This window comes from Micromonospora vulcania (assembly GCF_042658605.1).
In the GTDB taxonomy this organism is placed as follows: domain Bacteria; phylum Actinomycetota; class Actinomycetes; order Mycobacteriales; family Micromonosporaceae; genus Micromonospora; species Micromonospora vulcania.
The window spans coordinates 385,799-404,363 of sequence record NZ_JBHSQS010000002.1 but is presented as its reverse complement, the minus strand read 5'-3'; the positions used below and the strand labels follow the sequence as shown (position 1 = coordinate 404,363).

The following is an 18,565-nucleotide window of genomic DNA, read 5'->3' as shown; positions in this document are numbered from 1 at the left end:
GACGCGGCGGCCGACCCGACCGGGCCGACCGCCGCGCACGATGTCCAGGGGTCACACCCGGACGAGCATCTTGCCCAGGTTCTCGCCGCGCAGCAGGCCGAGGAACGCCGCCGGGGCGTTCTCGATGCCGTCCACGACCGTCTCGTCGTAGGAGAGCCTGCCCTCGCGCAGCCAGCCCGCGACGTCCCGGACGAACGTCTCACGCACGTTGTTGTGGTCGCGGACCAGGAAGCCCCGCAGGGTGAGCCGCTTGCCGATGACCAGCGACAGGTTGCGCGGCGCGGCCGGCGGCTCGGTGGCGTTGTACTGCGCGATCATGCCGCAGATCGCGACCCGGCCGTGCACGTTCAGCGCCGAGATCGCGGCCTCCAGATGATCACCGCCGACGTTGTCGAAGTAGACGTCCAGGCCGTCCGGGGCGGCCGCCCGCAACGACTCCCGGACCGGGCCGTCGTGGTAGTCGAAGGCGGCGTCGAAGCCCAGCGCCCGCAGCCGCTCGACCTTCGCCGCCGAACCGGCGCTGCCGATCACCCGCCCGGCGCCCTTGAGCTTGGCGATCTGGCCGACCAGGCTGCCCACCGAGCCGGCCGCGGCGGAGACGAAGACCGTCTCGCCGGGCTTCATCGCGGCCACCTCCAGCAGCCCGGCGTACGCGGTCAGCCCGGGCATGCCGAGCACGCTCAGGTAGGCGCTGGCCGGGGCGAGAGCCGGGTCGACCTTGCGGGCGCCGGTGGCGTCGAGCAGCGCGTACTCGCGCCAGCCCAGCCCGTGCAGCACGGTGTCGCCGACGGCGACCTCCGGAGCCTCGCTGGCCACCACCTCGCCGATCGCGCCGCCGTCGAGCGGGGCGTCGAGGGCGTACGGCGGCACGTACGACTTGACGTCGTCCATCCGCCCCCGCATGTACGGGTCGACCGACATGTACTGGTTGCGGACCACGATCTGGCCCGGGCCGGGCGTCGGGACGTCGGTCTCGACGAGCCGGAAGTTCTCCTCGACGGGCCAGCCCGAAGGGCGGCTGGCCAGATGGATCTCACGGTTGCTGGTCACGGGGTGGGTCGTCCTCTCGTCCGGGGGCGGGGCCTGGGTCGGCGACGTCACGCCGGCAGGGTCTCCCGGACGGTCAGCGCGACGTCGATGTTGCCCCGGGTGGCGTTCGAGTACGGGCAGACCTGGTGGGCCTGCTCGACCAGCCCCTCGGCGGCGTCCCGGGGGACGGCGGGCAGGTCGACGACGAGCTGCACGGTGAGCCCGAACCCGCCGCTGCCGTTCGGGCCGATGCCCACCTCGGCGGCGACGACCGAGCCGGTCACGTCGGCCTTGGCGCGACGGGCGACCAGCCGCAGCGCGCCGTGGAAGCAGGCCGCGTAGCCGGCGGCGAAGAGCTGCTCGGGGTTGGCACCGCCGCCGGCGCCACCCATCTCCTTCGGCACGGCCAGGTCGAGGGTGAACGTGCCGTCGGAGGTCTCGACGTGGCCGTCCCGGCCGTCGCCGCTGGCCGTGGCGGACGCGGTGTAGAGCACCTGCATGATGGTCACAGCTCCTTCTGTCGGTGAATGGTGTCGGTGACCCGGGTGAGCGTGTCGCGCAGCGCCACCAGCTCGGCGGTGCCCAGCCCGGTGGCCCGGGCGATCCGCAGCGGCACGTCGTCCACCTGCTGCCGCAGCGCCCGACCCTGCGCGGTGAGGCCCACCTCGACCCGCCGCTCGTCGCGCGCCGACCGCTGCCGCACCACCAGACCCGCCCCCTGAAGCCGCTTGAGCAACGGGGAGAGCGTGCCCGAGTCGAGCCGCAACTCAGCGCCCAGCTCGGAGACCGTGGGGGCGTCGTCCGGACGCTCCCAGAGCACCAGCAGCACCAGGTACTGCGGGTAGGTCAGCCCGAGCTCTTCGAGGATCGGCCGGTAGACGTCGGTCAGCGCGCGCGACGCGGCGTAGAGCGCGAAGCACACCTGCCGGCGCAGCACCAGGTCATCGGTCACCGCTGAACCGTAGCCCACAATTCAATTGTGCACAACTTATCTGGCCGTACAGCGGCCCGCCGGAACCGCCGAGCGGCTCAGTGGTCCGGGAGGTACGCCTCCAACTCCACCTCGACCAGGTGCTCCGGGTCCAGCAGACCGGCCACCACCACCAGGGTCGCCGCCGGGCGGACCGCCCCGAACACCGCGTTGTGCGCCCGGCCCACCTCGTCGGCGTGCCGCCGGTCGGTCACGTACATCCGGGTCCGGACCACGTCGCCCGGCTCGGCACCGACCTCGGCCAGCGCGGTCAGCCCGATCCGCAGCGCCTGCGCGGTCTGCGCGGCCGGGTCCCCGACGTGCACCACCCGGCCGTCCACCGTCGCCGTGCAGCCGGCCGTCCAGGCGCGGTCGCCGGCCCGGACCACCCGGGAGTAGCCGTACCGCTGCTCCCACGGGCCGCCCGAACCGAGCCGGGTGGCCGTCACGCCTCGGCCAACGTCCGCAGCGCCTCGGCCACCGTGAAGGCGCCCGCGTAGAGCGCCTTGCCGGCGATCACGCCCTCCACCCCGACCGACTCCAGGGTGGCCAGCGCCCGCAGGTCGTCCAGAGTGGACACGCCGCCGGAGGCGATCACCGGCGCGTCGGTGCGGTCGCACACCTCCCGCAGCAGGTCCAGGTTCGGCCCGCGCATGGTGCCGTCCTTGGTGATGTCGGTGACCACGTACCGGCTGGCCCCGGCCTTGTCCAGGCGCTCCAGCACCTCGTACAGGTCGCCGCCATCGCGGGTCCAGCCGCGCGCGGAGAGGGTACGACCGCGTACGTCCAGCCCGATGGCGACGCGGTCGCCGTACTCCCCGACCACCCGGTCGCACCAGACCGGATCCTCCAGGGCCGCGGTGCCGATGTTCACCCGGGCCGCCCCGGTGCCCAGCGCGGCGCGCAGCGACTCGTCGTCGCGGATGCCGCCGGACAGCTCGACCTTCACGTCGAGCTGGCGCACCACCTCGGCGAGCAGGTGCGCGTTGGTGCCCCGGCCGAACGCCGCGTCGAGGTCGACCAGGTGGATCCACTCGGCGCCGTCGCGCTGCCAGGCCAGCGCGGCGTCCAACGGGTCACCGTAGATGCTCTCGCTACCGACGGCGCCCTGCACGAGCCGGACGGCCCGGCCGTCGGCGACGTCCACGGCGGGTAACAGGGTGAGGCTCAACGTCTACTCCTCAATCAGGTACGACGGTCCAGGGCGATCACCACGATCGCCGGCAGTACGAGCAGCAGCAGCACGATCAGCGCGAGGCGCAGCGCCAGATCGTCGACGAACGACCAGATCAGAATCAGCGCCGCTCCGGTGAGCAGCACGATCGACGCCCGCTCGCCCCGGGTGTACCGGGCCAGCCGGCCCGACCGACGCCGACGTACCTGCGGTGTCAACCGACGGACCAGCGCCCGGCGGCGCTGCCGACGGGCCACCCGGCGCTGCCGCACCGCACGCTCCCGGGCCAGCTCCGCCTCGCGTTCCGCCCGACGGCGGGCCCGTTCCCGGCTCACCGTGCCCCCTGCCGGTCGGGCGCCCGGCGGCCACGACGCTCAGTCACCGCTGGGCAGGGTAGCGAGCCAGTTGCGCAGCAGCGCGGCACCGGTGTCGGCGGACTTCTCCGGATGGAACTGGGCCGCCGAGAGCGGGCCGTGCTCCACCGCGGCGACGAAGTCGGTGTCGTGGTGCGCCGTGGTCACCGTCGCGCCGGCGGCAGCCAGCGCGGCCGGCTCACCCATCGCGTACGAGTGCACGAAGTAGAACCGGCTCTGCTCCGGCAGGCCGGCGAAGAGCACCGACTCCCGGGGTGCCCGGACCGTGTTCCAGCCCATGTGCGGCAACCGGGTGGCGGCCAGCCGGGTCACCGGGCCGGGCAGCAGCCCGAGACCTTTGGTCACCACCCCGTGCTCCTCGCCGTGCTCGAAGAGCACCTGCATGCCCACGCAGATGCCGAGCACCGGCCGGCCGGCGGCCACCCGCTCGGCGATCACCGGGCCGGCGCCGAGCGCCTCGATCCCGGCCATGCAGGCGGCGAAGGCACCCACCCCGGGGACCACCAGACCGTCCGCGGCGGCCGCGGCGGCGAGGTCGTCGGTCACCCGCACCCGCGCGCCCGCGGCGGCCAGCGCCCGCTCGGCCGACCGCAGGTTGCCCGAGCCGTAGTCGAGCACCACCACGTCGCTCATGTCGCCACCCCCGCCACGCTCACGCGCCCTCCCCCGGAAGCAGCCACAGCAACCCGCCGACCGTGGCGAGCACCGCGAGCAGCGCGGTGATTACGATCGCGCCGCGCGAGGCACCCTGGCGGTAGAGCGACCAGGCGCCGCCCACCAGCACCCCGGCCAGGATCAGCAACAACGTCGGCAACGCCGCGCCCATCAGAGAGCACCCTTCGTGCTGGGGATCGCGCCGGCCGCCCGGGGATCGATCGCGGTGGCCTCACGCAGCGCCCGGGAGACGGCCTTGAACTGTGCCTCCACCACGTGGTGCGCATCCGGGTGACCACCGGGCCGGGCCGCCCGCAGCACGTCGACGTGCAGCGTGATCCGCGCCGCCTGGCCGAACGACTCCCAGATGTGCCGGGTCATGCTGGTCGGGTAGACCGGCCCGATGTACGGGGCCAGCGCCGGCTCGTCGTGCACCACGTACGGTCGGCCGGACAGGTCCACCGCGGCCCGGACCAGCACCTCGTCCATCGGTACCGTCGCCGAGCCGTACCGCCGGATGCCGGCCTTGTCGCCCAGCGCCTGGTCGAACGCCGCACCCAGGGCCAGCGCGGTGTCCTCCATCGTGTGGTGCGCGTCGATCTCCAGGTCGCCCACGGTCCGCACGGTCAGGTCGTAGCCGCCGTGCCGGGCGATCTGGTTCAGCATGTGGTCGTAGAAGCCGACGCCGGTGCTGATCTCGGCGGCGCCGGTGCCGTCGAGGTCGATCTCGACGAGGACCTTGGTCTCCTTGGTGATCCGCTCCACCCGGGCGGTCCTACTCATTGAGTACCTCTCGTTCGCGGTTGCGGGGCTCGAAGGCCCGGCTCACAGCGCCTCCACGGCGCTGAGGAAGGCGTCGGTCTCGCCCGGGGTGCCGGCGGTGACCCGCAGCCAGCCGGGCAGGCCGACATCGCGGACCAGCACCCCGTGCGCCAGCAGGGTGCGCCAGGCGGTGGCCTGGTCCCCGCCCACCTCGAAGAGCACGAAGTTGGCGTCGCTGTCGGCGACCCGCAACCCGCGCTCGCGCAGCGTCGCCACGATCCGGTCCCGCTGCGCCATGATCGCGCTCACCGTACCGAGCAGGGTGTCGCGGTGGGCCAGCGCGGCGCGCGCGGCGGCCTGGGTCAGCGCGGAGAGGTGGTACGGCAGCCGGACCAACTGCACCGCCTGCACCACCGCCGGGTCGGCCGCCAGGTAGCCGAGCCGTCCACCGGCGAAGCCGAACGCCTTGCTCATCGTCCGGGTGACCACCAGCCGGGGATGACCGGGCAGCACGGCCAGGGCGCTGACCGTCCCGGGTCGGGCGAACTCGGCGTACGCCTCGTCCACCACCACCATGCCGGGCGCGTCGTCCAGCACCGCGGCGACCACCGCCGGGTCCAGGGCGGTTCCGGTCGGGTTGTTCGGCGAGCAGAGGAAGACCACGTCGGGCCGGTGCTCGCGGACCTGGGCCACCGCCTCGTCGGCGGTCAGCCCGAAGTCGACGCCGCGCCGGGCCGGCACCCACCGGGTGCCGGTGCCGAGGGCCAGCAGCGGGTGCATCGAGTACGCCGGAACGAAGCCGAGCGCACTGCGCCCCGGACCACCGAACGCCTGGAGCAGCTGCTGCTGGATCTCGTTGGAACCGTTGGCCGCCCACACCTGCTCGACGGTGAGCCCGTGCCCGAGGTACCCGGCCAGGTCGGCGCGCAGGGCCACCGCGTCCCGGTCCGGGTAGCGGTTCAGCTCGCGCAGCTCGGCCGCGAGCGCCTTGCCGATCGCCTCCACCACCGGCTCGGGCAGCGGATAGGAGTTCTCGTTGGTGTTCAGCCGCACCGGCACGTCCAGCTGCGGCGCCCCGTACGGCGACAGCCCGCGCAGGTCGTCGCGGACCGGCAGGTCGTCCAGGCTGGTCACGCCGTGTCTCCCGGGAAGCGGGCCTGAACGGCCTGGCCGTGCGCGGGCAGGTCCTCCACGGTCGCCAGGGTGACCACGTGCGGAGCCACCTCACGCAGCGCGTCCTGGGTGTATTCGATCAGGTGCACACCGCGCAGGAACGACTGCACGGACAGGCCGGAGGAGTGTCGGGCACAGCCGCCGGTGGGCAGGACGTGGTTGGAGCCGGCGCAGTAGTCGCCGAGCGACACCGGCGACCAGGCGCCCACGAAGATCGCCCCGGCGTTGCGGACCCGCAGCGCCCACTCCCGGGCGTCGACCGTCTGGATCTCCAGGTGCTCCGCGGCGTACGCGTCGACCACCCGCAGCCCGGCCTCCAGGTCGTCCACCAGGACCACGCCGCTCTGCTCGCCGGTCAGCGCGGTGGTCACCCGCTCGGTGTGCTTGGTCGCCGGCACCTGCCGGGCCAGTTCCCGCTCGACCGCCTCGACCAGCGCCACCGACGGGGTGACCAGCACGCTCGCAGCGAGCGGATCGTGTTCGGCCTGGCTGATCAGGTCGGCGGCCACGTGCGACGGGTCGGCGGTGTCGTCGGCCAGGATGGCGATCTCGGTCGGGCCGGCCTCGGCATCGATGCCGACCACGCCGCGCAGCAGCCGCTTCGCGGCGGTCACCCAGATGTTGCCGGGGCCGGTGACCAGGTCGACCGGCTCGCAGCGCAGGTCACCCGACGGGTCCACCGCCGCGCCGTACGCCAGCATCGCCACCGCCTGCGCGCCTCCCACGGCGTACACCTCGTCGACGCCGAGCAGCGCGCAGGCGGCGAGCACCCGGGGGTCCGGCAGGCCGTCGTTGTCCTTCTGCGGCGGGCTGACCACCACCAGCGAGCGCACCCCGGCCGCCTGGGCGGGCACCACGTTCATCACCACGGTCGACGGGTACATGGCCAGCCCACCGGGCACGTAGAGGCCGACCCGGTCGACCGGCAACCAGCGCTCGGTGACCGTGCCACCGGGCACCACCTGGGTGGTGTGCCCGGTACGCCGCTGGTCCGCGTGCACCCGGCGGGCCCGGCTGATCGACTCCAGCAGCGCGGCCCGCACGTCGGCGTCGAGCACCCCCTCGGCCTCGGCGATCGCCTCGACCGGCACCCGCAGAACCTCCGGCGAAACGCCGTCGAACCGCTCACTGGCCTCCCGGATCGCCGGGTACCCATGCTCCCGGACCGCCTCCACGAGTGGCCGGATCCGCTCGACGGCCACCGACACGTCGAGCTGGGCACGGGGCAGCAGGCGGCGCGGGTCACCGAGACCGTTGCGCAGGTCGATCCGATTCAGCACCCTTACGAGTCTAGGCGGCCCGGCCGGAGCCCATCCGGGCCGCCCGGCCGGGGGCCACGGTGAGCCGGGCCACGCCGACGTGGGCACAATTGGTTAGGCTCGACGGCGTGACCGCACGGCTGCCGGTGTTCCCGCTCGCCACGGTGCTCTTCCCCGGGTTGGTGCTGCCGCTGCACATCTTCGAGGAGCGCTACCGGGCCCTGGTCCGACACCTGGTCGGCCTGCCCGAGGGCGCCTCGCGCGAGTTCGGGGTGGTGGCCATCCAGGCCGGCTGGGAGGTCGCGCCGGCCGGGCCGGGCAGCCGGCCCACTCCCGCCGGCGGCGACGTCACGCTGCACGAGGTGGGTTGCACCGCCGAACTGCGGCAGGTTACCGAGCTGGCCGACGGCGGCTTCGACATCGTCACGGTCGGCCGGCGCCGGTTCCGGATCGCCGAGGTGGACGAGCATGCCGCGCCCTACCTGACGGCCGAGGTCGAGTGGCTGCCCGAGCCAGCCGGGGCGGACGAGGTCGCCGACCTGCTGGCGGCCCGGGTCATCGCGGTGTTCCGGCAATACCTCGGCCTGATCCGGTCCGACCCGGAGGAGATCTCCGAGCAGCTGCCGGAGGACCCGACCGTGCTCTCCCACCTGGTGGCGGCGACGGCGGCGCTGACCGTCGACGACCGGCAGCGGCTGCTGGCGATCGACGACACCGCCGCCCGGCTCCGCGCCGAGCTGCGGTTGCTCAACCGCGAGGCGGCTCTGCTGCGCCAGGTGCGGGCGGTTCCGGTGCCGCTGGCGGAGCTGGCGTCCCCGCCGACGCCCAACTGAACGCGGCCGGGTCGGGCTCCGGCTCCGGCCGCAGCGACGGCCACCGCGACCAGCCGGCCAGCAGGGTGTACGTGATCGCAGCGCCGAACGCCGGCAGCAGCAGGTTGCCGTGCGGCACCGGCAGCACGCCGAACAGCCAGTCGACCCCGCCCGCGCGCAGGTCGGCGGGTTTGGTGAACGCCTGACCGGCCGGTGCGGTGTTCAGCAGCCGGTTGAAGGTGTCCAGGCCGACCCGTCGCCCCACCTGCCAGGCCACCGGCGCGGCGGCCAGCGCGCCCAGCGCCGCCGCGACCAGCCCCACCGGGCCACGCCACCGGCGCAGCACGAACCACAGGGCGAGCGCCGCGAGCACTCCGAAAGCGAGCCCGAGCAGGCTGAAGACGCCGTCGGCGGCGATCGGCTGCTCCGGCTGCGGATCGGTGTAGATCGCCCCCTCGGCGGTCTTGAGCACCGGGGTGTCCGGCGCCAGCGCGGCCCAGAGCAGCCCGAGCGGCGCGCCCAGCACCGCCAGTGCGAGCACGACGCCGACCACCGTCGCGACGATCTGGGCCCAGCCCCGCGGCCGGTCCGGTTCGGCGGTCGCATCGACGACCGGGGACATCCAGCCGGGGCTGTGCTGCACGACCGGGTCCGCCGGTGCTGGCGGTACGAACGGCTCGTCGCCGTGCGGCGTGGGCCGAGCGGATTCGGGGCTGTCGGGGTTCACCCGATGATCCTCTCAGCTCGCCGCCGGGGCCGTGCACGGTCATCGGCCCTCTCGCCCGATGACGTGACCGCACCGCCTCCGGTCAGCGGGCGAACGGTTCCACCATCATCGCCGCCGCGCGCAGCCACGCCTGGCGGGTCTCCGGTTGGAGCTGGTGGTACTCGATCGACGACCCGGTCTCCAGCGCCGGGTCGTAGGGCACCACGGCAACCCCACGGGTACGGGTGGCGAAGTGCCGCTCCAGGTCGTCCTGCAACGCCGAGCGGCCCGGGGTCGGGCAGGAGATCAGGGTGATGGCGTTGTCGGCCAGCTCACCCATGCCCTCCTCGTGCAGCAGGTCGAGCATCCAGTCGGCGCTGAACGCCGCGTCCTCACGTGGAACCGTGGTCACCACCAGTTGGTCGGCGGCGTTCATCACGGTGCGCCAGTTGGCGCTCTCCACGTTGTTGCCGGTGTCCACGCAGACCACCTCGTGGGTGCTGCGCAGCAGATCCAGCACCCGCCGGACGGTGAACTGGTCCAGTCGCTGGGCGAAGCGCGGGCTCTCCTCGCCGGCCAGCACGTCGTACGAGCCGTCGGAGGCGTGCCGCAGGTAGTCGTCCAGCCGATCCAGCAGGGTCGCGCCCTCCAGGATCTCGATCTGGGCCAGGTCGGTGATCAGGTGGCGGATGGTCCGGGCGTGCCGGGCGCTGCCGGCGCGCAGCCCGAGGGTGCCCCGCAGCTCGTTGTCGTCCCACGCCAGCACGCCCCGCCCGCGGACGCTGCCGACGGTGGCCGCGGCGAGCACGGTGGCGGTGGTCTTGTGCACCCCGCCCTTGGGGTTGGCGAACGCGAACACCCGAGGGGTGCCCAGGTCCCGCCGGAGCACCCCGGTGGCCCGCTCCTGCTCCGGATCGACGCTCTGCGGGCGCCACTCCACCCGGGCCGGGTAGCCGCGCTCGGCGATCGCCGAGCTGACCGGCGGGGCGGGTGCCGGGACCACCGGCGGGGCCGGGGGCGCGACGACCGGCGGAGGCGGCGGCGCAGCGACCGGCGGTGGCGGAGGCACCGACGCCGGGTAGCCGGTCTCCGGCTGGTAGCCGGTCTCCAGCAGCGCGTACCGGGACTCCGCCGGCGGGTTGCCCTGCCGGTAGCCGTTGTCCAGCAGCGCGTAACGCGACTCGACCGGCTCGGCCCGCGGCGGCGGTTCGGGCTCGGACCGGTACACCGGGTCCGCCCGGTAGTCCGGCTCCGCCCGGTAGCCCGGCTCCGCCCGATAGCCCGGCTCCGCCCGATAGCCCGGCTCGGCCCGGTAGCCCGGATCGGACCGGTACGCCGGATCGGACCGGTACGCCGGCTCCGCCCGGTAGTCCGGCTCGGCGCGGTACGCGGGTTCGGACCGGTACGCCGGTTCGGCACGGTAATCCGGTTCGGCCCGGTACGCGGGGTCGACCCGGTAGCTCGCCTCGGCCCGGTAACCCGGCTCCGCCCCGTACGACAGCTCGGCCGGATGCCCGATGGCCGACGCCCGGCCGGAGTAGCCGTTGGGGGCCGCGCGACGGGGCAGGGGATCCGGCGATTGCTCGTCGGCCCGCTGCTCGGGCTCGGGCTGCTCGGCGGCACGGCCACCACCCCGGGCGCGGTCCAACAACGCCCGCCACCTCGGTGCTGGCTCGGCCGGCCGGCCCCAGCCGGTCTCACTGCCCTCCACGGCCCGCCCTCCCAGCGCCATCGATCTCCGTCTGACAGGCTACGAAGGAAACCCTATTCGGACCACACCAGGGCGCGCACACCACCCGGCGCGGATCACGACGGGGTGGGCGCCAGCGGCGCGGCATCGGTGGCGTCCGGCGAGGTGGTGGTGCTCGGCGAGGGCGGCTCGGTCGACTCCTGCACCGAGGGCTCTGGTGACGGAATCGTCACGACCGGTGCGGGTTCCGACGATTCGCCCATCGTCCCGGTGGGCGCTGGCGTGACCGACGTCGACTCCTCCGGCCCGCTCGGGGTCGGCGCCGAGCTCGGCCCGGTGTCGGCCGGTGGGCGGACCACGTCCCGCTGCTCGGGCAGTGGCGGCGTGAAGACGGTGCGGTCCAGCCGGTACACCTCGGGGGCCGGGTCGACCGCGCGCACGTCCGGCCGGGACGCCATGCCACGCAGCACCACCGGCGCCGCCCGCACCACCGCCGCGTACACGCAGGCGCAGCCGGTGCGGTACGCCGCCGCCTCGGCCGCCGCGACGGCCGCACCGCTGGCGTACCGCTCGCGCAGCTCACGCTCGTCGGGCCCCTTGCCGCCGATCGCGGCCGCCCGGGCGCGGTAGTCGGCGGCTTCGCCGTCCTTGCGGGCGGCCACCTGCGCCATGCCGGCGACCACGTCGTCCGGCACCCGCATCGCGGGGATCTTGACGATCTCGGTCTGCCGGCCGGGCAGCGGCACCCGCCCGAAGACCGTCGAGACCGGCACGTCGCCGAGCACCGAGGCCAGTTGCTGCGGCGGCAGGTACGCGTCCAGCGTGACCAGGGCGTACGTCCCGTCCCCGGGGACCTTGGCGGCCGTGGGCAGCGCGGCCAGGTCGGCCGCTGCGGACTCCAGGTAGCCCGGGACCGAGTCGCCGTCGACCACGCCGACCCGGGTCACCTCACCCACCGTCCGGTCGCCGACCGGGGTGTCGTCGACGGCCCAGACCGCGGTGCCCAGCACCGCCGCCGAGGAGAGCAGGGCAGCCCAGGTGAGCACCCCGGACCGCGCCGACCGGTCGCCCAGCCGGGCCACGGCACGGGTCAGCGGCGGCAACAGCCGTTGGTCCAGCTGCCGCAGCAGGTCGCCGGCGCGCACGGGCGGGATCCCCTCGTCAGGATGGTGTCGGGCGGTCGCCGCTCAGTCCCGCAGGACCTGAAGCGCGCGTTCCAGATCATCAGGGTAGTCGCTGACGAACCGGACCTCGTCCCCCGTTCGGGGGTGCAGGAAGCTCAACTCGCGGGCGTGCAGCCACTGTCGGGCCAGCCCGAGCCGGGCCGAGAGGGTGGGATCCGCGCCGTAGGTGAGGTCGCCCACACAGGGGTGCCGCATGGTGGAGAAGTGCACTCGGATCTGGTGGGTCCGGCCGGTCTCCAGCCGGACGTCGACCAGGCTCGCCGCCGGGAACGCCTCCAGCGTGTCGTAGTGGGTGATGCTCGGCTTTCCGCCGGAGACCACGGCCCAGCGGTAGTCGTGTGTCGGATGCCGGTCAATCGGCGCGTCGACGGTTCCCCGCAGCGGGTCCAGGTGCCCCTGCACCACCGCGTGGTAGCCCTTGTCCACCTCGCGGTACTTGAAGGCGCGCTTGAGCGCGGTGTACGCCTGCTCGCTCTTGGCCACCACCATGATCCCGGTGGTGCCCACGTCGAGCCGGTGCACGACGCCCTGCCGCTCCGCGGCGCCGCTGGTGGAGATGCGGTGCCCGATCGCCGCCAGCGCGCCGATCACGGTCGGGCCGGTCCAGCCCGGGCTGGGATGCGCGGCCACGCCCACCGGCTTGTCCACCACCACGATGTCGTCGTCGGCGTACACGACCCGCAGGCCGGGCACCGCCTGCGGCACCACGGTCGGCGGAGCGACCGGGGCGGGCAGCGTGACGTCCAGCCAGGAGCCGGCCTTGACCTTGTGCGAGTTGGGCCGGGCCGTGCCGTCGACCAGCGCGTCACCGGCGTCGACCAGGGCTGCCGCGGCCGTGCGGGAGAGCCCGAACAGCCGGGACACCGCCTGGTCCAGGCGCATCCCGTCCAGGCCGTCCGGCACGGGCAGCGAACGGTGGTCGCCGCCAGCGGCGAACGCGGCCGTCATGCCCGCTCCCGGTGACCGGCGTCCTGGCTGGCGGTCGCGTCGGCGGAATCCCCGTCGCGGCCGGCCCGCCGGCCGTCCCGCTGGCGGCCGGTCAGCTCCAACAGCACCGCCAACAGCACGCCGCAGACCAGCGAACTGTCGGCGAGGTTGAACACCGGCCAGACCCGGCCGTACGCGTCGAAGAGGCTGATCATGTCGACCACGTGCCCGTGGAAGGGGGCGGGTGCCCGGAAGATCCGGTCGACGAGGTTGCCCAACGCGCCGCCGAGCACCAGACCGAGGGAGATCGCCCAGGGCAGCGAGCGCAGCCGCAGAGCCATCCAGACGATCCAGCCCACCACACCGATGGTGATCAGCGGAAAGACCCAGGTGTGGTCCGAGCCGATGCTCCACGCCGCACCGCTGTTGCGGGTGAGGCTGAGGTAGACCAGCCCACCGAGCAGCCGGACCGGCTCCCGGCCGGTCAGCCCGGCCAACGCGAGGTGCTTGGTGACCAGGTCGGCCAGCAGGGCCACCACGGCGACCCCGGCGAGGATCACGACGGCCCTGGGCCGGGGCTTGCCGCCGCCCGCGTCGGTGCGGTCGGGTCCGGCGGACGGTGCTGCGGTCATACGCTCCCCATCGAGATTCTTCGGCGGTGATCGCTCACCGTCTCATCGCCCGCCGGGAAGCGGACCTCAGCGCCGCTCCTCCAGCTGCTTGCACGTCACGCACAGGGTGGCCGACGGGAAAGCGGCGAGGCGCTCGACCGGGATCGGGTTGCCGCACCGCTCGCACCAGCCGTAACCACCCTCGTCGAGGCGCTCCAACGCGCGCTCGACCTGCGTGATCCGTTCCAGGATGCTGTTGGCGAGGGAAATCTCCTGCTCCCGCTCGAGCGTCTTGGTGCCGGTGTCGGCCTGGTCGTCCCCGGCCGAGTCGGTCAGCCGATCGCGCTGCAGCTCGGTGATCTCACTCAGCGTCTGATCGTACTCGGCGCGCAGCTCGTCCCGCCGCGCCGCCAGCGCTGCCCGGATCTTCTCGGTCTCCGCCGCGCTGCGGGTGGCCTTGGCCGCCGGCTTGCGGCCGGCGGTCCTGGTATCGGCTGGCTTCGCCATGGGTCGCTCCCTCGGCCGCGGAACCGCGGTGGCCCGCGGCGCCTGGACAGGGGCCACCGACCTGGGTGTCCCCCACCGTACGAAAAGGGGCGCACGGCGATGAGGGCCGCGCACTCCGGAGGTTGGCAAGAATACGGAACGTACAGGCGTCCGACAACGTGCCGCACCGTCGCACCGCTAAACAGCCCCTAGCCCTGCCTAACTGGGGCAAAAGGAACGCTAGCAGATCACGCCTCGACCTCATCCCCGTACTCGCCAAACCACCGGGCCAGCCGACCGCGCCGGCTGACCGCGCGCAGCCGCCGCTCGGCGGCGTCGCGTACGCCGCCGGTGGCCACGATCAACAAGCTGTCGCCGGTCTTGAGCCGGGTGTCCGGAGCGGGCACGAAGCCCACCCCGTCGCGCAGCACCAGGGTCACCGAGGCGCCCAGCGGCAGCCGTAGCTCGTCGACGTGCACGCCGGCCAACCGCGAGCCCGGGGGAACCTCCAGTTGGAGCAGATCGGCCCGCATCCGCTCCAGCGGGGCGGTCTCCACGTGGATCTCGGTCGCCTCGGCCGGCGCGGTGATCCGCAGCCGCCGGGCGAGCGGCCCGAGCGTCCCGGTCTGCACCAGCGTGAAGATCACCACCAGCACGAAGACCGCGTCGAACAGGCGCTCCGCCCCGGGCACCCGTTCGGAGAGCGGAATGGTGGCCAGCACGATCGGCACCGCCCCGCGCAGCCCGGCCCAGGACAGGAACGTCTGCTCGCGCAGGCCGACCCGGAACGGCAGCGCCGACACGAGCACCGACAGCGGCCGGGCGAGCAGCACCAGCGCCAGCCCGGCGACCACGGCCGGCAACACCGCCGCGTCCAGCCGTCCCGGCGAGGCCAGCAGCCCGAGCAGCACGAACAGGCCGATCTGGGCGAGCCAGGCCAGCCCGTCGGCGAAGCCGAGGATCGCCTGTCGGTGCGGCAGCCGGGCGTTGCCCAGCAGCACCCCGGCCACGTAGACGGCGAGGAACCCCGAGGCGTGCAGCACCGTGCCCCCGGCGTACGCCAGCACGGTGATCCCCACCGCGGCGATCGGGTACAGCCCGGCCGAGGGCAGCGCGGCCCGGCGCAGCGCCCACGTGCCCGCCACGCCGGCGGCCACGCCGACCGCCGCACCCACGCCCAACTCGTAGACGACCAGCGCGGCCTCGTACCACCACGGGTGCGACCAGCCCGAGTGGGACAGCAGGACGACCAGCAGCACCACCGGGGCGTCGTTCATCCCCGACTCGGCCTCGAGCAGGGCGACCGGTCGGGGCGGCAGACGCAGCCGGCGCAGGGTGGCGAAGACCGCGGCGGCGTCGGTGGAGGAGAGCACCGCGCCGTAGAGCAGCGCGAGCCGCCAGTCCAGGCCCAGCAGCAGGTGGACGGCGACGCCGACCACCACGATGCTGACCGCCACACCGACCGTGGAGAGCACGGCGGCCAGCCCGAGCACCGGGCGCAAGGTGCTCCACCTCGCGGTGAGCCCGCCCTCCGCGATGATCACGATGAGCGCACAGAAGCCGAGGGCGCGGGTCAGCTCGGCGTCGTCGAAGCGGATGCCCAGCCCGCCCTCACCGATCGCCACGCCCAACGCCAGGTAGACCAGCAGGCTGGGCACCCCGAGCCGGGTGGAAAGCCGGACCGCGCCGACCGCGACGAGCAGCACGGCCGCGCCGAGCAGCAGCGCGATATCCAGCTCGGGCGTCACGGATGCCTGGCCCGGGCGTTCCTCACTCGCCTGATCCGTCGCGCAGCCGGTGCAGCACCCCGGACAGCTCCGGGCCGGGTCGGTCGACGAGGAAGAGCTTGTCGCGGCTGGCCGCACCGGTACGCAGCGACACGGCGGCCGGCCGGATGCCCAACGCGGCGGCCAACGCCCGACGGGCGGCCTCGGTGGCCCGACCGTCCACGGCCGGGGCGTGCACCGCGATCACCAGAGCCGGACCGTGCGGGCCGTCGAAGCGGCCACCGACCCGGTCCCGGGACGCGCCGGGCTTCACCCGTACCGCGACGGTGAGCGTGTCCTGTGCGGGCACCCGGCGCCCGTTTCAGATCGGCCGGGCGTCAGCGAGCAGGGCGGTGGCCGGCGCACAGCGTGCGCACGGAGTGAAGCCGAGCTCGACAGCCTCGGCTACCGGCAGCGCCTCGGGCTCCCGACCGACCAGCTGCGGGCAGCTGGCGAGGTGGTAGCGGGGCCGACCGTCCACCACCTGGACGAGGCGCTGCAGTCGCGCCACGCGGGCCGCCTCGGCCGGGGTGACCGACTGCGCGGCCGGCTCGTCGTCCGCCGCCTCAGCGCCCTCGGCCGGGGTCGCGAACGGCGGCCCGGCATCGGCCGGGGTGTCGATCGGCGACCCGTGGTCGACCGGAGGCTCGGGTGGTTGCCGCCACCCGGTGCCGCCGGTACCGACCGTCGTGGACAGGTGCTGGACCGGTACGTCCGGCTCGGCCAGCGGTGGCCCGTACGCGGCACCCGCTCCGGCCTGGCCGGTCGTGCGGGGCGCTGCGAAGGCCCGCCGGCTGGTCCGGCCGGGATCCGCCGTCGCGCGATTGGCGGCTGCCTGGCGGGCGCCCACCACCAACGCCACGGCGGCCAGCAGACTGGCCGCGATGGAGATGATCAACATAAAGCTGGAGCCACCGGCCAGACCAAGCACCAGCAGCACCACCGCGACGAGGATGAGTAGGAGACTCGCGACTATCACGACTCACCCCCGCCGCGTCTTACCGTCCACGCGGGGCCGGCGATCGTCACCATCGGCTGACAGCGATCGCCGGCCGGTGCTCAGCGTCCGGCTTCCAGGGCGCCGGAGCGCCCGCCGCCGTACGAACCGGCGAGGCCCGCGGTTGCCAACCCGTTGCCGCCGGCAACCCGGCCAGCCTCGGAGCGGGTCATCTCGGCCTCCAGGCCCTGGCCGCGACCGTCGAGGTCACGCAGCTGGCTCTCCAGGTAGGCCTTCAGGCGAGTGCGGTACTCGCGCTCGAACTGCTTGAGCTCCTCGATGTGCTTCTGCAGCGCGGTGCGCTTGGCGTCCAGGCCACCCATGGCCTCCTGGTGCCGCTGACGGGCGTCCCGCTCCAGGGCGTCGGCCTTGGCGCGCGCCTCACGGGTCACCTCCTCAGCCTTGCTGCGGGCCTCGGACAGGAGCTGGTCGGCCTCGCGGCGGGCGTCGGACACGTGGTCGTCGGCGGTGCGCTGGGCCATCATCAGCACCCGCAGGGCCTGCTGCTCGCCGTCGCCGGTGACTGCCGGGCCACCGGTGGCGCGGACCTGCTCCAGCTCGGCCTGCATCGCGCGGGCGGCCTGCTCGGCCGCCGACTTGTCGCGCTGCACCCGGTCCAGCTGGGCCTTGACGTCGTTGAGCTCCGCCGCAAGTCGGGCGTCGCCGCCGGGGCCCGCGGGGGCACCGCCACGGCCGCCGCGCTCCACCTGGGCGCGCAGCTCGTTGTTCTCCTCGATGAGGCGGGCGAGTTCGCGCTCGACCTCGTCCAGGAAGGCGTCGACCTCCTCCTCGTCATACCCCCGCTTGCCGATCGGCGGCTTTTTGAAGGCGACGTTGTGGACGTCGGCCGGGGTCAGCGGCATCGAAACTCCTCGGGTCAGTTGCGGCCGCGAAAGCGCGTCGCTCATCAGGCAGTTGCCGTGATCGACGGCCCTAACACGAACTCCATCAGCACGAACAGGATAACCAGGAGCACAAGGGAGGCCAGGTCGATGCTCACGGTACCAATTCGCAGCGGAGGGATCACACGCCTCAACGCGTTGAGAGGGGGATCAGTGACGCTCCACACGGATTCCAATCCTGCCGATGCTCCGCGGCCCGGCTGCCACCGGCGGCCGTACTGCAGGACGGCGCTCAGCACGAACCGGGACAGAAGAAGGAGCAGGAAGACATACAGGATCAGGTACAACACTTGCAGTAAGATCGACAACACGGTCAGCGACGTCCCTCGGATCGGGCGGGATCAACTCAGACTGAAAAAACCGCCCTCAGCGATCTTGGCCTTGTCCTCCGCGGTGACCTGGACATTGGCCGGTGAGAGCAGGAACACCCGATTGGTCACGCGCTCGATCGTACCGCGCAGCCCGAACGCCAGACCGGCGGCGAAGTCCACCAGACGGCGGGCATCGGCCTCATCCATCTCGGTGAGATTGATGATCACCGGGACCCCGTCGCGGAAATGCTCACCGATGGTGCGCGCCTCGCGGTAGGTGGTCGGGTGCAGCGTGGTGATCTGGTAGCGCTGCTCCTCCTCGGGCTGCACCACCCGCTCACGCGGCGTGGCCTGCGGCGCGAGGGCCAGATTGTCCCGGGTGTGGTAGCTCAGCGCGCCGGAGGTCTCACCGGCCGACGACCGGGTGATCGACCGGACGCTGGACCGCTCGACCCGCTCCGGACGCTCACCGTCACCGCGGTCGGACTCGCTGACCCGCCCGTTCGCCCGCTCGGACAGCCGACCCCGCTCGCTGGCCCGTGGCCGGGGAGCCGGCGGCTCCTCGGTGTCGTCCTCGTCCTCGTCGGCGAACTCCTCGGCATACCGGCTCTGCCGGTACCGCGAGTCCCGGTAGCCACCCTTGTCGTAGCCACCGTCGTCGTAGGCCCGCTCGTCGTCCTCTTCCACCAGACCGAGCCAGACCCCCGCCTTGCGCAGTGCACCCATCCCGCGCCCTTCCGTCCGCCGTGCGGCACGCGCCCCCGTGCCATGTCGCTCG

At 73.7% G+C, this 18,565-nt stretch carries 24 protein-coding genes; 1 reads left to right on the top strand and 23 read right to left on the bottom strand.

Annotated features, from left to right (window positions below; translation table 11 throughout):
• Positions 1–51: 51 nt before the first annotated feature.
• The 11 genes from ACFQGL_RS04485 to hisD all read right to left on the bottom strand — a co-directional run bounded on the left by ACFQGL_RS04485 (position 52) and on the right by hisD (position 7,416).
• On the bottom strand, positions 52–1,050 hold the full coding sequence (locus tag ACFQGL_RS04485) for an NADP-dependent oxidoreductase (RefSeq protein ID WP_377505702.1): 999 nt from the start codon (positions 1,048–1,050) through the stop codon (positions 52–54).
• 47 nt (positions 1,051–1,097) lie between these two features.
• On the bottom strand, positions 1,098–1,529 hold the full coding sequence (locus ACFQGL_RS04480; protein ID WP_377506026.1) for an organic hydroperoxide resistance protein: 432 nt from the start codon (positions 1,527–1,529) through the stop codon (positions 1,098–1,100).
• Positions 1,530–1,534: 5 nt separating this feature from the next.
• A complete protein-coding gene (locus ACFQGL_RS04475) occupies positions 1,535–1,981 on the bottom strand; it encodes a MarR family winged helix-turn-helix transcriptional regulator (RefSeq protein WP_377505698.1) in 447 nt (148 codons plus the stop codon).
• Positions 1,982–2,058: 77 nt separating this feature from the next.
• Positions 2,059–2,448 carry a RidA family protein gene (locus ACFQGL_RS04470; protein WP_377505695.1) on the bottom strand — a complete coding sequence of 130 codons (390 nt, stop codon included), beginning with the start codon at positions 2,446–2,448 and terminating at the stop codon, positions 2,059–2,061.
• Positions 2,445–3,170: a bifunctional 1-(5-phosphoribosyl)-5-((5-phosphoribosylamino)methylideneamino)imidazole-4-carboxamide isomerase/phosphoribosylanthranilate isomerase PriA gene (gene priA, locus ACFQGL_RS04465; RefSeq protein ID WP_377505692.1), complete on the bottom strand. Its 726-nt coding sequence runs from the start codon at positions 3,168–3,170 to the stop codon at positions 2,445–2,447. The genes ACFQGL_RS04470 and priA overlap by 4 nt, the downstream gene beginning before the upstream one ends.
• Before the next feature lie 14 nt (positions 3,171–3,184).
• Positions 3,185–3,508, bottom strand: a complete 324-nt coding sequence (locus tag ACFQGL_RS04460) for a hypothetical protein (RefSeq protein WP_377505689.1) — start codon at positions 3,506–3,508, stop codon at positions 3,185–3,187.
• Positions 3,509–3,547: 39 nt separating this feature from the next.
• A complete protein-coding gene (gene hisH / locus ACFQGL_RS04455) occupies positions 3,548–4,180 on the bottom strand; it encodes an imidazole glycerol phosphate synthase subunit HisH (protein WP_377505686.1) in 633 nt (210 codons plus the stop codon).
• 19 nt (positions 4,181–4,199) lie between these two features.
• The gene (locus tag ACFQGL_RS04450) at positions 4,200–4,373 is read right to left on the bottom strand and encodes a hypothetical protein (RefSeq protein WP_377505684.1); all 174 of its coding nucleotides are present in this window, start codon (positions 4,371–4,373) and stop codon (positions 4,200–4,202) included.
• Complete coding sequence (hisB, locus tag ACFQGL_RS04445) at positions 4,373–4,984, bottom strand: imidazoleglycerol-phosphate dehydratase HisB (protein WP_377505681.1); 612 nt, start codon at positions 4,982–4,984, stop codon at positions 4,373–4,375. The genes ACFQGL_RS04450 and hisB overlap by 1 nt, the downstream gene beginning before the upstream one ends.
• 42 nt (positions 4,985–5,026) lie before the next feature.
• A complete protein-coding gene (locus ACFQGL_RS04440; RefSeq protein ID WP_377505678.1) occupies positions 5,027–6,097 on the bottom strand; it encodes a histidinol-phosphate transaminase in 1,071 nt (356 codons plus the stop codon).
• Entirely contained in the window at positions 6,094–7,416 is a 1,323-nt protein-coding gene (gene hisD / locus ACFQGL_RS04435) for a histidinol dehydrogenase (RefSeq protein ID WP_377505675.1), read from the bottom strand. Before hisD ends, ACFQGL_RS04440 begins: the two co-directional genes overlap by 4 nt.
• A gap of 107 nt (positions 7,417–7,523) precedes the next feature.
• Between hisD and ACFQGL_RS04430 the strand changes: the two genes are divergently transcribed.
• Positions 7,524–8,228 (top strand): LON peptidase substrate-binding domain-containing protein, encoded by a 705-nt coding sequence (locus ACFQGL_RS04430; RefSeq protein WP_377505672.1) that lies wholly within the window; start codon positions 7,524–7,526, stop codon positions 8,226–8,228.
• Here ACFQGL_RS04430 and ACFQGL_RS04425 read toward each other — a convergent pair.
• The 12 genes from ACFQGL_RS04425 to ACFQGL_RS04370 all read right to left on the bottom strand — a co-directional run bounded on the left by ACFQGL_RS04425 (position 8,143) and on the right by ACFQGL_RS04370 (position 18,513).
• Positions 8,143–8,934, bottom strand: a complete 792-nt coding sequence (locus ACFQGL_RS04425) for a DUF2567 domain-containing protein (protein WP_377505670.1) — start codon at positions 8,932–8,934, stop codon at positions 8,143–8,145. The two genes, ACFQGL_RS04430 and ACFQGL_RS04425, sit on opposite strands and share 86 nt — an antisense overlap.
• A gap of 82 nt (positions 8,935–9,016) precedes the next feature.
• Positions 9,017–10,645, bottom strand: coding sequence for a MinD/ParA family ATP-binding protein (locus tag ACFQGL_RS04420; protein WP_377505667.1), 1,629 nt, complete (start codon positions 10,643–10,645; stop codon positions 9,017–9,019).
• A gap of 74 nt (positions 10,646–10,719) precedes the next feature.
• Complete coding sequence (locus ACFQGL_RS04415) at positions 10,720–11,748, bottom strand: hypothetical protein (RefSeq protein WP_377505664.1); 1,029 nt, start codon at positions 11,746–11,748, stop codon at positions 10,720–10,722.
• Positions 11,749–11,790: 42 nt separating this feature from the next.
• Positions 11,791–12,735, bottom strand: a complete 945-nt coding sequence (locus ACFQGL_RS04410) for an RluA family pseudouridine synthase (protein ID WP_377505661.1) — start codon at positions 12,733–12,735, stop codon at positions 11,791–11,793.
• The gene (lspA, locus tag ACFQGL_RS04405; protein WP_377505658.1) at positions 12,732–13,346 is read right to left on the bottom strand and encodes a signal peptidase II; all 615 of its coding nucleotides are present in this window, start codon (positions 13,344–13,346) and stop codon (positions 12,732–12,734) included. Before lspA ends, ACFQGL_RS04410 begins: the two co-directional genes overlap by 4 nt.
• 66 nt (positions 13,347–13,412) lie before the next feature.
• The gene (locus ACFQGL_RS04400; protein WP_377505655.1) at positions 13,413–13,832 is read right to left on the bottom strand and encodes a TraR/DksA family transcriptional regulator; all 420 of its coding nucleotides are present in this window, start codon (positions 13,830–13,832) and stop codon (positions 13,413–13,415) included.
• A gap of 227 nt (positions 13,833–14,059) precedes the next feature.
• The gene (locus ACFQGL_RS04395) at positions 14,060–15,559 is read right to left on the bottom strand and encodes a potassium/proton antiporter (protein WP_377505652.1); all 1,500 of its coding nucleotides are present in this window, start codon (positions 15,557–15,559) and stop codon (positions 14,060–14,062) included.
• Between the two features lie 22 nt (positions 15,560–15,581).
• The gene (locus tag ACFQGL_RS04390) at positions 15,582–15,887 is read right to left on the bottom strand and encodes a DUF167 domain-containing protein (RefSeq protein WP_377505649.1); all 306 of its coding nucleotides are present in this window, start codon (positions 15,885–15,887) and stop codon (positions 15,582–15,584) included.
• A gap of 12 nt (positions 15,888–15,899) precedes the next feature.
• Positions 15,900–16,556, bottom strand: coding sequence for a hypothetical protein (locus ACFQGL_RS04385; protein ID WP_377505647.1), 657 nt, complete (start codon positions 16,554–16,556; stop codon positions 15,900–15,902).
• 80 nt (positions 16,557–16,636) lie between these two features.
• Positions 16,637–17,437 (bottom strand): DivIVA domain-containing protein, encoded by an 801-nt coding sequence (locus ACFQGL_RS04380; RefSeq protein WP_377505644.1) that lies wholly within the window; start codon positions 17,435–17,437, stop codon positions 16,637–16,639.
• Between the two features lie 44 nt (positions 17,438–17,481).
• Complete coding sequence (locus ACFQGL_RS04375; protein ID WP_357069555.1) at positions 17,482–17,787, bottom strand: YggT family protein; 306 nt, start codon at positions 17,785–17,787, stop codon at positions 17,482–17,484.
• Positions 17,788–17,817: 30 nt separating this feature from the next.
• Positions 17,818–18,513 carry a cell division protein SepF gene (locus ACFQGL_RS04370; protein WP_377505641.1) on the bottom strand — a complete coding sequence of 232 codons (696 nt, stop codon included), beginning with the start codon at positions 18,511–18,513 and terminating at the stop codon, positions 17,818–17,820.
• Between the last annotated feature and the right edge of the window lie 52 nt (positions 18,514–18,565).